Source organism: Nonomuraea sp. NPDC002799 (assembly GCF_053592075.1).
The window spans coordinates 308,151-322,298 of record NZ_JBSFVA010000007.1 but is presented as its reverse complement, the minus strand read 5'-3'; the positions used below and the strand labels follow the sequence as shown (position 1 = coordinate 322,298).

Genomic DNA, 14,148 nt, shown 5'->3' with positions numbered 1-14,148 from the left:
CCCTTGGAGCAGTCAATGATCAAACCCGTCCTGGCGCCGGCCGCCCAGGCCTTCGCCGATGCCACAGCCAGTCCTCCGTACCTGCACGGCATGCCACTCGAAGCGGGCCGCCGGGCGCTGGCCGATGTTCAGTCCCCGGACATCCGCGTGCCAGGCGTCATCCGGCAGCCGATCGCCGGGACGAGGCTCATCGTCTTCCGTCCCGAGAACGCCGAGGGCCCGCTGCCTGCCGTGCTCTACCTCCACGACGACTGGGTGTTCGGTGGCGAGCACGCCCACGGGCGGCTGGCTCGTGAGCTGGCCCGCGCGTCGGGGACGGCGACAGTGTTCGTCGACTACAGCCTCTCGCCCGAGGCCCGCTACCCCGTCGCGCTCGGCGAAGGCCAGGCGGCGCTGGACTGGGTGCGCGCGTACGGCGGCGCCTACGGCCTGGACGCCACGAAGATCGCGGTGGCCGGCGGCAATCTCGCCGCCGCGCTGGCCCTGGCCGCCGGTGGGCGCCTGGCCGCGCAGGTGCTGCTGTGCCCGGCCACGGACGCGTCCTGCGGCACCGGCTCCTACCGGACGTTCGCCGAGGGCTACTTCCTGCGCGCCGACGGCATGCGCTGGTGCTGGGACCAGTACACCGCGGACAAGGCCCAGCGCGCCGAGATCACCGCCTCGCCCTCGCGGGCCACGACGCGGGAACTGGCCGGGCTGCCGCCGGCCCTGGTCGTCACCGCCGAGGCCGACGTGCTGCGGGACGAGGGCGAGGCCTACGCCGCCGAGCTGCGCAGGGCGGGCGTGCCCGTCACCGCGGTGCGCTACCAGGGCGTCATCCACGGATTCCTCACGCTCAACGCCCTGCGCGGCACCCATGCCGCCCAGGCGGCGATCGATCAGGCCGGGCGCTTCCTGGCGCGGGTGCTCGGCACCGTCGACGGGAGGCAGCCGTGACAGGCAGACCGGTGACCGAAGCCGCTGTCATCGGCACCGCGCCGGAGCCTCTGCGACCTCTGCGACCTCTGCGTCGTCTCGTGCCGTCCGAGCGGGCATCCTGTTTCCGCGGCCGCACGCATCTTGGGTACACCGGGCCTTCCCCGTAAGCTTTGCGTGATCTCCACCGGCTCGCGGAGAAGGAGCGCTCGATCACCACTCCACCCGGCTTCGCGGAGGTGCTGCGTCGCCATCGGCACGCGGCACGCCTGACGCTGGAGCAGCTCGCCGAGGCCTCAGGGGTGAGCGACCGGACGTTGTCGGACATGGAGCGCGGACGCAGCAAGGGCCCGCAACACCGGACCGTCACCGCGCTGGCCGACGCCCTCGGCCTGGGCGACGCCGACCGCGGACAGCTCGTCGAGCTGGCGCGCGAGGGCCGCCTGCGCGACCGCTGGATCCGTCCGACCGGGCTGTGCGAGTTGCCCCGCTCCGTTGACGACTTCTCCGGCCGAGCCGCGGAACTGGCCTGGATCAACGAGCTGGTGCACGCCGGGGACGCGCCGGGCGCCGCGGGCGTGGGGCTCGTCACCGGCTCTGCCGGGCTGGGCAAGACCACGTTGACCGTCCGCGCCGCGCACACCCTCCGGCCGGACTTCCCCAGCGGGGTGTTCTTCCTCGATCTGTTCGGTATGTCTCCGCAGCCCCTGCCCGCCGACGAGGCCCTGGGCATGCTGCTCCACGCACTCGGCATCGCCGATGAGCAGATCCCGGGCGACGTCGCCGTGCGTGCGTCCTTGTACCGATCCCTGCTGCGTGACCGGCGCACGCTGATCGTGCTCGACAACGCCGCCTCCGAGGAGCAGGTCCGGCCGCTGCTGCCGGGCGGCGGCGCGGGCAAGGCCCTGGTGACCAGCCGCCGCCTGCTGGCCGGTCTGGAAGGGGTGCGCAGGCTCACCCTCGGGCCCTTGCCTCTGATGGAGGCCACCGAACTGCTGACCGGAATCCTGAAAGACCGCGGCGCCTCGGACGATGGACCGGCCGTCTGGCAGCTCGCGCAGATGTGCGGCGGCCTGCCCCTCGCGCTGCGGATCGCCGGAAATCGGCTGGTCAGCCGGCCCGGCTGGAACGCCGCCGACCTCGCCGCTCGGCTGACGAACGAGGAGCGCCGCCTGGACCAGCTCAGCGCGGGCGATCTGAAGATCGCCACCGCGTTCGGGTTGTCCTACGAGCAGCTCGCGGACTCCACGCGACGGGTCTTCCGCCGGCTCGCCCTGGTGCCGGGCCGCACCTTCGACGCCGCTCTCGCCGCCGTGGCGGGCAGCACGTCGATCGAGGGGGCATGGGACGCCCTCGACGAGCTCGTCGACCTCGGTCTGCTGCAGGACAGCACGTCGGGACGCTACCGCTTCCACGACCTGGTCCGGCTGTTCGCCCGCGACCGGCTCCGGGAGGAGGAGCCTGCGGCGGAGCGCGAGGCGCTCACCGCGACGATGACGTCGTGGCTGCTGCGGATGGCCACCACCGCCGGGCGGTGGTTCGAGCCCGGGTACGGCGATCCTGACCGAGCCGGCCCCGATGTCGCTGAGCTGTCCTCCCCGGAGAAGGCCGACCACTGGCTGCGCCTGAACGTGGACAACTGGCTGGGCGCGTTACGTCACATGGCGGGCATCGGCCGGTCCGCCGCCGTCCTCGACTGTGCCGAGTCGATGCACTGGTTCTCCGACCGGTGGATGCACGCGCCGCACTGGTACGAGGTCTTCACCCTTGGCGCCGAGGCGGCTGCCGCCCTGGGGGACGCGGCCCGGCAGGCCGGTCAGGTGAACTTGCTGGCCTGGGTCCATCTGGTGCCACGAGAGGACCTGGAGACCACACTGCGCTACACGGCCCAGGCCCTGGACCTGGCCACCCCCAGCGGCGCCACGGCGCAGATCGCCCTGGCCCACCACACCGCGGCGGGCGCGCTGCGACGGCTCGGGCGGCTCGATGAGGCCATCGCGGCCGAACTCCACGCTGCGCAGACCTTCAAGGCCGGCGGCGACATCGACCGCTACTGCCAGTGTCTCGGCGCCCTCGGCACCTGCCTTCGCGATGCCGGACGCCACACCGAGGCACTGGAGCAGTACCTCGACCTGCTGGCCCTGCTGAACGACGACCGGTCGGGGGTGACGCCGAGCGTCGCGGCGTTCATCCGGCCGATCGCGCTGGCCCGCGTCGGCGAATGCCTGGGATCGCTCGGCCGCAGGTCTGAGGCGATCAGCGAGCTCACCGAGGCGATCAGCCTGATGGAGCAGGCTCAGTTACCCGTCCCGCAGGCCCGCTCCCTGGAGACACTCGCGGCCTTGCTGGCCGAGGAGGGCCGGACCGGCGAGAGCCGCCGCACCTATGCCCGGGCGGCCGAGGTGTACGAGGCCGTCGGCGACGCCGAGGCGAGCAGCCGCTGCCGCGGCCTGGCGACCAACGCTGCGCCCTGACAGTTCCCGCGCTACTTCTGCGTGCTGTTCTGCGTGGCCGGGCCGCGGGCGCGCGACTTGGATGGAGTGCACCGGGACAGGCCCCGGGCCGCCGCTGCCCACCGCGGCGTGTAACGCGACCAGAGCGTCATCCCCGCATTCTCACGCTCAACGCCTGCGCGGCACCCATGCCGTCCATGCGGCGATCGATCAGGCCGGGCGTTTCCGATGCGGGTGCCCGGCCCTGAGGACAGGAGGCAGATGTGACAAGGAGACCGGTGACCAAGGCCGCTGTCATCGGCACCGCGCTCGAGTTCTACGACCACGCCCTCTTCGGCCTGGGCGCGGCGATCGTCTTCGACGAACAGTTCTTCCCATCCGACATGCCCCTCGCGGGCACCCTGGGCTCCTTCGCCGCGTTCGCGGTCGGATTCCTGGCCCGCCCGATCGGTGGTGTCTTCTTCGGCCACTTCGGCGACCGTACCGGGCGCAAGCCCATGCTGGTCGTGACGCTGCTGCTGATGGGGTTGTCCACGACCGGCATCGGGCTGCTGCCCACCTACGACCAGGTGGGCCTGGCGGCGCCGGTCCTGCTGGTGCTGCTCCGGCTGACGCAGGGCTTCGGCGCGGGAGCCGAGTACGCGGGCGCCCTCGTCATGGTGGCCGAGACCAGTGACCCCCGCAGGCGGGGCCTGTGGGCCTCGCTGCCCGGCGCGGGCGTCCAGCTCGGCATCCTGACCGCCACGCTGGTCTTCACCGCGGTCACCGTGCTGCCATCGTTCGAGACCTGGGGCTGGCGGTTGCCGTTCCTGCTCAGCCTGGTGGGCGTGGGCGGGGGACTGTTCCTCAGGTTCCGGCTGCCGGAGTCGGAGCTGTTCGAGCGCGAGCGTGCGCGAGGCGTGAGCCGTTTCCCGGCGCTGGAGGTCGCCAGGAGGCAGCCGCGGATCCTGCTGATCGCCTTCGCGGCCAACGCCCCCTTCGGGGCGATCGCCTACATCCTCAACGTTTTCATGCTGTCGTACGTGACCAGGACGCTCGGCCTGCCGGCCACGGTGGGGCTGTCCGCCAAACTGCTCGCCGCCGCGGTCGCGATCGCGGTCACGCCGCTGTTCGGGCTGCTGTCCGACCGCCTCGGCCGCCGCCCGGTCTTCATCGGAGCCGCGCTCTTCCTGTGCGCCTTCGCCTTCCCGATGTTCTGGATGGTCGACACCGGCCACCCCTGGCTGGTGATCCTCGCGGTCACGGTGGGGTACGGCGTCTGCGTCGCCGGGATGTTCGCCGTGCTGGCCTCCCTGCTCACCGAGCTGTTCGACACCCGCTACCGCTACAGTGGCGTCGCCATCGCCCGCGAGTCGACGGCCGCGCTGACCAGTGGCCCCGCCCCGCTCGTGGCGGCCGCCCTCGTGGCAGGCGCCGGCGGCGCGTCCTGGCCCATCGCCCTCCTGCTGGTGGTCTGCGCGGCGGTCACGGTCATCGCCGTCCTGCTCGCCCCGGAAACCCGCCGCCGCAACCTGACCGAGAACATCAGCGAACGGCCTGTCCGTGCGAGTCCGGTCATCTGACCGATCGCGCCGCCCGCATGTCCTGTGCGCCATGGTGAGCCTTCGGGCATGGCGCGCGCCGGGTCGGCGGTGAAGCCGGCCGCGACCTCAGCGGTACGGGCGGAAGAACAGCGCGGAGACGAGCTCATGGCGGTTACGCGTACCGGTCTTGCCGAAGATCGACTTCACGTAGTCACGGACGGTGTGCGGGGAAAGGTAGAGCTGACCGGCCACCTGACCGGCGGAGTAGCCGGCCAGGAGCAGCCCGGCGATCTGCCCTTCCCGCTCGGAGAGCCCGTAACCGCCCAGCACGTGCGCGGCGGCGTCCTCGGGCCGGCTGCGCTGGATGGACAGGGCCACCTTCGCCGGTGCGGGGAGCCGCCATCCGTGCATCGTCGCCCAGATGCCCGCGTGGGTGGGCAACTGCAGTGACGTCGTCTCGCCCTCGCGAGCCTTGGCGGCCAGGGCGAGCACGGCCGCCGGCAGCGGAGCGGGTGACGGAGCGTCGTCGATCAGGGTCGCCAGCAGTGCTTCGGCGCCCGGCGTCATCGACTCGATCCGGTAGGCGTCGTCGAGAAGCAACACGCCCGGATGGTCGGGGAGCAGGCCGGAGCCCTGTCTCCCGCCGAGCTGGGAGCGCAGCAACGCCCGCCGCACGCCGCGTGCGAGCCGATGACTCAGCTCGGCGACGAACCGGCTGTCCGCGGTGGTGAACGGCGCTGATCGCCGCTCGCGGAGGAACACGAACCCGCCCCATGCCCTGCCGCGATCCAGGAGGACGAGCCGTAGTTCGTGCGCGTACCCGGTCGGCCGGAGTATCTCGCGGAAGCGGGCACTGGACTCGGGTCGCCGCCCGGACGCCTCGGCGAGGATCGCCGCAGGCGACCCGCCGCGTGCCAGGTCGGCGAAGCCGTTGACGTCATCGTGCCGATACTCCAGTTCGAAGAGCCGTCCGAACAGCGTCGGCGAGAGGCCCGATTCGTGCACCCCGGCCGTCTTGACGAGCGTGGCCGGGTCGAGGGTGAATCCACACCAACCCTCCACCGGCAACGCCCTGCGCAGTGCGGCGGCCGTGCCCTTCAGCAGCCCGGTGACGTCTGGCGCGGTATCGGCCACTTCGAACGCGGCGCCCCGAGCCTGGCGCCGGACAGCACTGTTCACTCGTCGAAACTACCCCCTTGTCTGCGGGGTGCCCGTTCCGTCCGGCGCCCACCACACTTACCGGCATGATCTACGCACAGCAACCAGAGGACCTGCACGAGCTGTTCAAGGCCGGTGTCAACAACAAGGACATCGACGGCCTGATGGCACTGTACGAGTCGGACTCGCTCACGATCGACCTCGACGGCAACCGCGTGGAAGGCGTTGAAGCATTGCGCGCCATGCTGACCGGCCTGGTCTCCGCGATCGAGCACATGGAGGGGACCACCCGCAAGGTCATCGTCCACGGAGACTACGCGCTGCTGTCCGCCACGTTCCGGGGCAAGCTGGCCGGCTCGCCCGGGGAAATCACCGGCAGCAGCGGCGAGGTCGCCCGTCGGCAACCCGACGGCACCTGGCGGTTCCTGATCGACGATCCGGCCTTCGCCTAGACCCTGCCCATCAGCCTCAGCGGCGCGTGCGGGTCAGCATGACCAGCCCGGCGATGAACGATCCGAGCAGGGCCGGTGACAGGACCGCGAGGACACCCCACACCATGAGGCCGATATAGCCGAGCGCGGACGAACCGTACGTCGGGTCGGCGTCAGCGGCCACGAACAACCCCAGGCCGAGGACGACGCCGGCCACCGTGAGCGCGATCGGCGTCCACAGGAGCACGCGGGCCCACACGCGGTACGTCCGACTGTAGACACGCCGGGCCGACGGGACGTTCGGCTGGGGGGGATATCCGACGTTTTTCCTCATGTCGCATTTGTATCAGCCGCGTTGCCCCGTACCGCCAGGCTCGGCCGCGGTCTGGTGCTACGGTTGGCGCTTCAATACGCACATAAGGGGACGTATGTTCGGCATTGTCCGCCCGTGTCAGCACGTCCTGTGCAAAGGGCTCTACGCGGACTGGATGGGCCACCTGTGCGGGCTCTGCCTGGCGCTCCGCGACGAGCACGGACACCTGTCCCGTCTGGTGACCAACTACGACGGCCTGCTCGTGTCCGTCCTCACCGAAGCCCAGTCGCCCACGTCCACGTCGCGCCGGAGGGCAGGCGCGTGCGCGCTACGCGGCTTCAAGGGCGCCGACGTGGTGGAGTCCGAGGGGGTACGGCTGGCGGCCTCGGTGTCGCTGCTCCTGGCGGCCGGCAAGGTGAGCGACCACGTGGCGGACGGCGACGGCGTGTACGCCCGCCGCCCGGTGGCCGCCGGCGCCACCCGCCTGGCGGGCCGCTGGTCCTCGGCCGGCACGGCCATGGCCGGCACGCTGGGGTTCGACCCCACCCCGCTGACGGCGGCGGCCGGCCGCCAGGCCCTTCTGGAACGCGCCCCCGCCCAGGCGCCCCCGGGGAGCGGCGCGGCGCCCGGGTTACGAGAGTTGACGGGGCCTGCCGAGGACGCCGTGGCCGCCGCATTCGCGCACACGGCGGTGCTCGCGGGGAAGCCGCACAACCGCGAGGCCCTGGAGGTGGCCGGTCGCGGATTCGGGAGGCTGGCCCACCTGATCGACGCGGTGGAGGACTTGGCCGACGACCGGGCGTCCGGGGCGTACAACCCGCTGGCGGCCACCGGCACCGGCCTGGACGAGGCGCGCCGCCGCTGCGACGCCGCGCACACCGAACTGCGCGCCGCCGTGGACGGGCTGGACCTGCCCCGCCCCGGCCTGACGCGCGCCCTGCTGGTGCGGGAGACCGGCACCGCCGTCTCCCGAGCCTTCGCCGCCGCCGGAACGCCCGGCCCCGGCCACCCGCCCGGCGATCCCGGCGCGCCGCCGGGACGACGGCCGCCGAAGCGGGATCCCGGCGGGCTGCTGTCGATGGCGTGCGCCGCGCTGACCTGCTGCACGTGCGGCCTGTACCGGCCCGCCTGGGACGAGGAGCGCGAGGGCTCCTGCTGCGGGCGCTTCGACTGCTCCGGCTACGACTGCTGCGGCAACTGCGGCAACTGCTCCTCCTGCTGCCCGGGCGAGGACTGTTGCTGCTCCGGCTGCGACGGCTGCGGCTGCGACTGACCGCCGCGGGAGTCACGCCCGCAGGGCCTGGGCGATGAGCCGGATGACCGGTGTGCCCAGGCTTGCGGAGGGTCTGCGGCCGGGCCGGTGTGCGGGCGCCGGTTGGTGAGGCCGGCCGGCCGGCCACGTTCGAGGAGGCCGGTGACCACGTCCAGGGTACGGCGGGCGTCGCCGGAGGTGGCGAGGTCGGGTATCTGCAGGACGTAGCGGACCAGGAGCCGGGCGGCCAGGCCATCGCCGACCACCCCGGCGACGTCGAGAACGCCGCGCCGGCCACGCTGCGCACCCCCGCCTGAACCACGCGGACGTCAACGGAGTGACCAGCGGGCGATGTCCTCATCGAAGAGTTCGGCGTCGTCAATGCGGCGAGTTCTGACAAGATCTGTGCACGTGTTCTCGTTACGATGCGAGCGGCATGTGGCCGTGTGAAGCGCGTAGTCGGAGGACAACGTGTACGGCGTCGCGTGGTTCGGCATTCTCGGCCCGCTGGAGGTGACGGCGGCGGGCCGGCTGATGCGCATATCCGGGCGCAGCCAGCGAGAACTGCTCGCGGTGTTGCTGCTCAGGGCCAACCAGCTGGTCTCGATCGATCTGCTGATCGAGGCCGCCTGGCCGGACGCCGCCGCGCCCGCCAGCGCGAGGCGGCAGGTGCAGAACGCGGTGGGACGGCTGCGCAACACCCTGACCGGCGGCGGGCTTCCCGGCGACCTGATCGAGACCCGCCCCGGTGGATACCTCCTGCGCGCGATGGCCGACGAGCTGGACACGCTCACCTTCGACCGGCACGTGGCGGAGAGCAGGCAGGCGAGCGCGCAACACCAGTGGGACAAGGCGGTCGCCAGGTTACGCGCGGCGCTGGCCCTGTGGCGTGGCCAGCCGCTGCCGGATCTCGACAACCACCTGGTCGTGGCCGAGGCGCGGCGGCTGCAGGAGCGGCGGGTCGAGGTCCTTGAGGAATGCCTGGACTTCGAGCTGAGGCTGGGCCGTCATCACCAGGTGGCAGGGGAGCTGGCGGCACTGGCGGAGGAGCATCCGCTGAGGGAGCGCGTCTGCGCCCTGCTGATGCTGGCGCTCTACCGCAACGGCCGGACGGCGGAGGCGCTGCAGGCCTACCAGCGCACCCGACTGGAGTTCGTCTCCGAGCTGGGCCTGGAGCCCGGCCCGGAGCTGCGGCGCCTGGAGCAGGCGATCCTGACCAACGACGACTCCCTGAAGCCCGAGCCGACCGTGGTGAGCCCGGTCCGTCCGCGCCAGTTGCCGCCGGACATCTCGGATTTCACCGGGCGGGAGGACGTCGCCGACGAGCTGCGGGCGCTGTTAGGCGAGGACGGCACCACCAACGCGGTCGTCGTCGTGTCCATAGCCGGGCAGGGGGGAGCGGGGAAGACCGCGCTGGCCGTCCACGTGGCCCACGGGCTGGCCGGCCGCTATCCGGACGGCCAGCTCTACGTGAACCTTCAGGCGTTCCCGATGGCGCCGGCCGACGTGCTCGCCCGCTTCCTGCGCGCCCTCGGCCTCCCGGAGGCCGACATCCCCGAAGGGCTGGAAGAGCGGGCCGAAGAATACCGATCGCGGCTGGCCGACCGGCGGGTGCTCGTGGTGCTGGACAACGCGGTGGACGAGGCGCAGGTCCGCCCGCTGATCCCCGGAGGACGAGGATGCGGCGTGCTCATCACCAGCCGCCGCAGGCTGGCCGGGCTGCCGGGAGTGCGGCTGATCGAGCTGGGGGTCCTGGACCACGACCAGGCGGTGACCCTGCTGACCCGGATCCTGGGCCAGGAGCGCGTCGCCGCCGAACCGCGGGCCGCCCGCAGACTCGCGCTGCTGTGCGGCGGCCTGCCACTCGCCCTGCGCATCGCGGGGGCGCGGCTCCTCACCCAGAGCTGGCCGCTGGAGCGCCTGGCCGGCATGATGACCGACGAGCGCGGGCGGCTCGACGAGCTCTCCTACAGCGACCTCGAGGTGCGCACCAGCCTCGCCCTCAGCCACCGCGGCCTCAGCGAGCGGGCACAACACCTGCTCCACCCGCTGGCCCACCTGCACGCGCCGGACGTCGCCGCCTGGACCTGCGCGGCGCTGCTCGACATCGAGGTCGCCGAGGTGCGCCCGCTCATCGCCGAGCTGGTGGAAGCGCATCTGCTCGCGGTGTCGGGCACCCGGTACTACCTGCACGACCTGATCCGCCTGTACGCCAAGGAGAGCGGCACGCGGGATCCGGGTCCGGCCCTGGCCAGGGCCCTGGGCGGCTGGCTGGCCCTGGCCGAGCGAGCGCACATCGTGTTGTCCGGAGGCGACTTCGCCACGCTGCACAGCACCGCCGCACGATGGACGCCCGCCGTACGGGAACGGGAGAGAGCCATCGCCGAGGACCCGCTGGCCTGGTACGACACAGAACGGGTCAACCTCGTCATGGCGGTACGGCAGGCCGCGGACGCCGGTCTGGACGAGCTGTGCTGGGATCTCGTGGCGAGCTCCTACACCCTGTTCCTCACCCGGGCGCACAACGACGACTGGGAGGAGACGCTCAGGTGCGCCCTGGCCGCCACCCGCGGGAGCGGCAACCGCAGGGGAGCGGCGGTCATGCTGATGGGCCTGGGACTGCTGGGCGCCTACCGGCATCAGTACGCCGAGGCCGTCGTCGTGCTGGAGGAGGCGGTCGACACCTTCCGCGACCTCGGCGAGCTGCGCGGCCTGGTCTACGCCCTGGGGGTGGCGGCCCACGTCGACGGCATGCTCGGCCGCTACGAGCAGGCCGTCGTCCGCCACGAGGAGGCCCTGCGGACTCATCGCGCCCGGGGTGACCGCGGCGCGGAGATCCTCCTGCTCAGATCACTCGGCCAGCTCCTGGTGGAGATCGGCGCGTTCGACCGCGCCCTGCCGTACCTGGAGCAGGCGCTGGAGGCGGGACGCGCCGGCGACCCGCGCATCCGCGCCGAGGTGCTCTACTGGCTGGGCCAGCTCCGCCTCGGGCGCGCGGAGATCGATCTGGCCGAGGCGGCGTTCAAGGAGATGCTGGGCATCGCCGAAGAGCTGCGCGATCCCCGCGAAGAAGCCGAAGCACGCTACGGTCTCGGCCTGATCCGCCTGGAGACGGGGGCGCTGGGCGCGGCCACCGGGCTCCTGCGGGAGGCCCTGGAGCTGAACAGACCACTCGGCGAGCCGCTGACCGACGGCAGGATCCGGGTCGCGCTGGGCATGGTGCACCATCGGCGCGGGGAGCTCCGCCAGGCGATCGATCACCTGTCGGCGGCGATCAGGACCTTCGCCGACCTCGACACCCCGCTGTGGGAGGCCCGCGCGTGCCGGGCGTTGAGCGAGGTGCACGGCGACCCCGGTGCCGCGCGGGAGCTGCGGGAGCGCGCGCGTGACCTGTTCCGCAAGGTCGGATCACCGGAGGCCGACCAGATCATCCACTTATGGCGGACTTATGACGGCGAAAGTTCAGACTGAGCCTGTTTCGACTTCCCACCCCCCGGAGTCGTCGTGCTCAGCAGAATCCTCATCGTCCTCACCCTGTTATGCAGCGGCCTGACCTGCACCGCGGTCGAGGCCGTGGCCGGCCGCGCGGAGCCGGCGCCGGACTGGCGCACGGCGCTCGAGCGATCGGCGGCCCCGCCGGGCTCGCCACCGGTCAAGACGATCCGGTCGGCGCCCGAGGTGGACAGCACCTCGGCACCCGAGCCGCGACGCACCCGGCTACCCGCCGCGACGTCGGCCGAGGTGAAGCTGGGCGCGGAACCGCAGCGCGTCGGACCGCTGGAGGTGAGCGGGGCCGCCGGCACGACCGCGCGGGTGGAGGTGCTGGCCGAGCAGGCGAGCCTGTCAGGGCTGGTGTTCCGGATCTCCGCGGCCTCCAAGGTCTCCGTCGACTTCGGCGGCTTCGCCGAGCGCTATGGCGCGGGGTACGCCGACCGGCTCAAGCTCGTCCGGCTCCCGGAGTGCGCCCTGACCGCCGGCTGCGACCGCCGGCGCGCGCCCTCGCTCAAGGACGGCACCGACCGCCCGGTCGTGCCGTCGGTGAAGAACGGCACCAAGCTGAGCGCGGACGTTCCCGCCGGACTGTTCGTCGTCACGGCCGGCCCCGAAGGCGAGGAGGGCTCGTTCAAGGCGACGCCGCTGACACTGTCGGGCGACTGGCAGGTCGTCACGGGATCGGGGAACTTCACCTACACCTACGACGTGCCGCTGCAGAAGGCGCCCGCGGGGCCGACCCCGTCGCTGAGCCTCGGCTACTCCTCCGGCACGGTCGACGGCATGGTGTCGGGCAAGAACACCCAGAGCGGCCCGATCGGGCTAGGCGTGGAGTTCCTGGCCACCGACAACCAGGGATCGGTGCAGCTCACCGTGCCCACCGGCGCCGTGACGCCCAGTCACGTCAGGTCCTACCAGCCGTACGGCAAGCCGCGCGGCACCGACAGGACCGGCACCGACCGCGGCTGGATCGGCCAGTTCGAGGACGGCTCCACCGGCCTCAGCTACCTCAACGCCCGCTACTACGACCCCTCGATGGGCCGGTTCGTCTCCCCTGACCCGCTCTTCGACGTCGCCCGGCCACAGACCATCAACCCCTACGCCTACGGGCTCGGCAATCCCACGAGCTTCTCCGACCCCAGCGGCCTGATTCCCGACGCGTGCACCACGGGGGAGATCAAGTGCACGTTCAACGGCAAGGGCTGGATCAACGTCCAGCCCGTTGCAGTCGACCCCCGACCCGCCCCCGGCCGCCCAGGACATGTGCGCCCCAGGCAGTTCCGGGAACACCCATCCCTCCTGCGGGCCCAGGCCCGAGCGCGGCACCATCGCCGGCGGTGAGGACCTCACCGTCGAGGACCTCGCCGAGCGGGTGATCGACGGCGGCGACGCCGCGCTCGACGCCACCGAACTCGGCCTGGAGTTGTGCACCGACTCCCTCGGCTGCGCCCGGATCACCGGGTTCGTCGAGGCGACCAGCGACATCGGGTTCGCCACCGGCGCCATCGGCGTCGTCATCGACTGCGAATCGCAGGGCTGGACCAGCCAGGCGTGCGTCAAGGGCGCGATCCTGGAGGGCGGCCAGCTCATTCCGGGGGTGGGGGGTCGTCTTCCTCACCCTGGACGTGCTGGACCAGTTCGGGCTCGTGGATCCCGTCATCGACTTCCTGCAGCAGATGTTCACCAGCGACGGCCGCAACCCCGTGCGGACGTGTGACTCCGGGTCCATGCCGGAATACGGGTGCACGCACCTGCCCAGCGGCGGGCAGGGCCAGTACACCGGACCGGCCGGGGTGCCGCCGCCCTGCGAGATCTGCGCGGCTCCCCAGGCGGGCCCCTGCCCGGTGAGGGGGTGCGACCACAACGGTTACAACCTGGATGACTGATGACCGGCAGGGGGGACGTCCGACCCGGACGTCCCCCGTGTCGCGTCTCAGCAGTTGCGGATGCGCGCCACCGGTTCCCAGGCCACACCGTTGGGCTGAATGCTGTAAGCCGCGGGCATCAGCCAGCTCGACTGGTTCGTGAAGTAGAGCCGGGGGCGGGTGCCCGCCGTCTGGTTGTTCTCCCACGAACCCACGCTGTAGAACGTGATCGCGTATTCGCCGCACCGCCACATGCCGATGTTGTCGCCGGTCCGGTACTCGAACTCATACGCACAGAACCATCCAGGATCCGCCCGGTAGATGCACTCGAAGGCGTTTTTCTCGAACGTGGTCACTTCTCCGAGCTGACGGGGCCGGCTCTCGCCCGGCACCGTGACGTTCAGGACCGCGCCGTTGAGGTCGATCTGGTTGGGCGACATCTGGACGCCCTTGTCCTTCAGCTTCGCCAGGTAGGCGTCCACCTTCTTCTGCAGGCCGGCGGCCTGCGTCTCGCTCAGCCCTGCCGCGCGGGATTGCGCGATGAACGTCTCGGGGTCGCCGCCGGCGGCGTAGGCCATGCCGGTCCCGGTGACCGTGGCGAGCATCGCCATCAGCGTCGTACAGAGCAGAATGATCAGCTTGGATCTCAACGGATTCCTTCCTCGGTTCACCTGGCCCGGTGAACGGCCGCGATCAGCGCACGCGCTGGTGGCGTGCGCGGCGCACGAGGAACCGCCGGTACGCGG

The 14,148-nt window shown here is 71.8% G+C and carries 13 protein-coding genes; 10 read left to right on the top strand and 3 right to left on the bottom strand.

Annotated elements, in window-relative coordinates:
- Positions 1-15 precede the first annotated feature (15 nt).
- From ACWD0F_RS16870 to ACWD0F_RS16860, 3 genes are all read left to right on the top strand, one after another.
- Positions 16-936, top strand: a complete 921-nt coding sequence (locus ACWD0F_RS16870; protein WP_449876269.1) for an alpha/beta hydrolase — start codon at positions 16-18, stop codon at positions 934-936.
- Between the two features lie 152 nt (positions 937-1,088).
- Positions 1,089-3,389, top strand: coding sequence for a helix-turn-helix domain-containing protein (locus ACWD0F_RS16865; RefSeq protein ID WP_449876267.1), 2,301 nt, complete (start codon positions 1,089-1,091; stop codon positions 3,387-3,389).
- 257 nt (positions 3,390-3,646) lie between these two features.
- Entirely contained in the window at positions 3,647-4,930 is a 1,284-nt protein-coding gene (locus tag ACWD0F_RS16860) for an MFS transporter (RefSeq protein ID WP_449876265.1), read from the top strand.
- An 87-nt stretch (positions 4,931-5,017) separates the two neighbouring features.
- On the opposite strand, the gene ACWD0F_RS16855 is transcribed toward ACWD0F_RS16860, so the two are convergent.
- Positions 5,018-6,070 carry a response regulator transcription factor gene (locus ACWD0F_RS16855; RefSeq protein ID WP_449876263.1) on the bottom strand — a complete coding sequence of 351 codons (1,053 nt, stop codon included), beginning with the start codon at positions 6,068-6,070 and terminating at the stop codon, positions 5,018-5,020.
- A gap of 65 nt (positions 6,071-6,135) precedes the next feature.
- On the opposite strand from ACWD0F_RS16855, the gene ACWD0F_RS16850 reads away from it, so the two are divergent.
- Complete coding sequence (locus ACWD0F_RS16850) at positions 6,136-6,501, top strand: YybH family protein (RefSeq protein WP_449876261.1); 366 nt, start codon at positions 6,136-6,138, stop codon at positions 6,499-6,501.
- 16 nt (positions 6,502-6,517) lie between these two features.
- Here the strand turns inward: ACWD0F_RS16850 and ACWD0F_RS16845 are convergent, their stop codons facing one another.
- Positions 6,518-6,814 (bottom strand): hypothetical protein, encoded by a 297-nt coding sequence (locus ACWD0F_RS16845; RefSeq protein WP_449876259.1) that lies wholly within the window; start codon positions 6,812-6,814, stop codon positions 6,518-6,520.
- A 94-nt stretch (positions 6,815-6,908) separates the two neighbouring features.
- Here ACWD0F_RS16845 and ACWD0F_RS16840 point away from each other — a divergent pair, with 94 nt between their 5' ends.
- From ACWD0F_RS16840 to ACWD0F_RS16815, 6 genes are all read left to right on the top strand, one after another.
- Complete coding sequence (locus ACWD0F_RS16840) at positions 6,909-8,066, top strand: DUF5685 family protein (protein ID WP_449876257.1); 1,158 nt, start codon at positions 6,909-6,911, stop codon at positions 8,064-8,066.
- A 62-nt stretch (positions 8,067-8,128) separates the two neighbouring features.
- A complete protein-coding gene (locus ACWD0F_RS16835) occupies positions 8,129-8,362 on the top strand; it encodes a hypothetical protein (protein WP_449876255.1) in 234 nt (77 codons plus the stop codon).
- Positions 8,363-8,516: 154 nt separating this feature from the next.
- Positions 8,517-11,516 carry an AfsR/SARP family transcriptional regulator gene (locus ACWD0F_RS16830; RefSeq protein WP_449876253.1) on the top strand — a complete coding sequence of 1,000 codons (3,000 nt, stop codon included), beginning with the start codon at positions 8,517-8,519 and terminating at the stop codon, positions 11,514-11,516.
- Positions 11,517-11,549: 33 nt separating this feature from the next.
- Positions 11,550-12,878, top strand: a complete 1,329-nt coding sequence (locus tag ACWD0F_RS16825) for an RHS repeat-associated core domain-containing protein (RefSeq protein WP_449876251.1) — start codon at positions 11,550-11,552, stop codon at positions 12,876-12,878.
- Positions 12,760-13,254 carry a hypothetical protein gene (locus ACWD0F_RS16820; protein WP_449876333.1) on the top strand — a complete coding sequence of 165 codons (495 nt, stop codon included), beginning with the start codon at positions 12,760-12,762 and terminating at the stop codon, positions 13,252-13,254. Before ACWD0F_RS16825 ends, ACWD0F_RS16820 begins: the two co-directional genes overlap by 119 nt.
- Positions 13,163-13,423, top strand: coding sequence for a hypothetical protein (locus ACWD0F_RS16815; protein WP_449876249.1), 261 nt, complete (start codon positions 13,163-13,165; stop codon positions 13,421-13,423). Before ACWD0F_RS16820 ends, ACWD0F_RS16815 begins: the two co-directional genes overlap by 92 nt.
- Before the next feature lie 47 nt (positions 13,424-13,470).
- On the opposite strand, the gene ACWD0F_RS16810 is transcribed toward ACWD0F_RS16815, so the two are convergent.
- Positions 13,471-14,052: a hypothetical protein gene (locus ACWD0F_RS16810; protein WP_449876247.1), complete on the bottom strand. Its 582-nt coding sequence runs from the start codon at positions 14,050-14,052 to the stop codon at positions 13,471-13,473.
- Positions 14,053-14,148 lie beyond the last annotated feature (96 nt).

Coding starts and splice junctions, on each gene's coding strand:
- ACWD0F_RS16870 (WP_449876269.1), top strand. CDS start 16: ATGATCAAACCCGTCCTGGCGCCGGCCGCCCAGGCCTTCGCCGATGCC.
- ACWD0F_RS16850 (WP_449876261.1), top strand. CDS start 6,136: ATGATCTACGCACAGCAACCAGAGGACCTGCACGAGCTGTTCAAGGCC.
- ACWD0F_RS16845 (WP_449876259.1), bottom strand. CDS start 6,814: ATGAGGAAAAACGTCGGATATCCCCCCCAGCCGAACGTCCCGTCGGCC.
- ACWD0F_RS16840 (WP_449876257.1), top strand. CDS start 6,909: ATGTTCGGCATTGTCCGCCCGTGTCAGCACGTCCTGTGCAAAGGGCTC.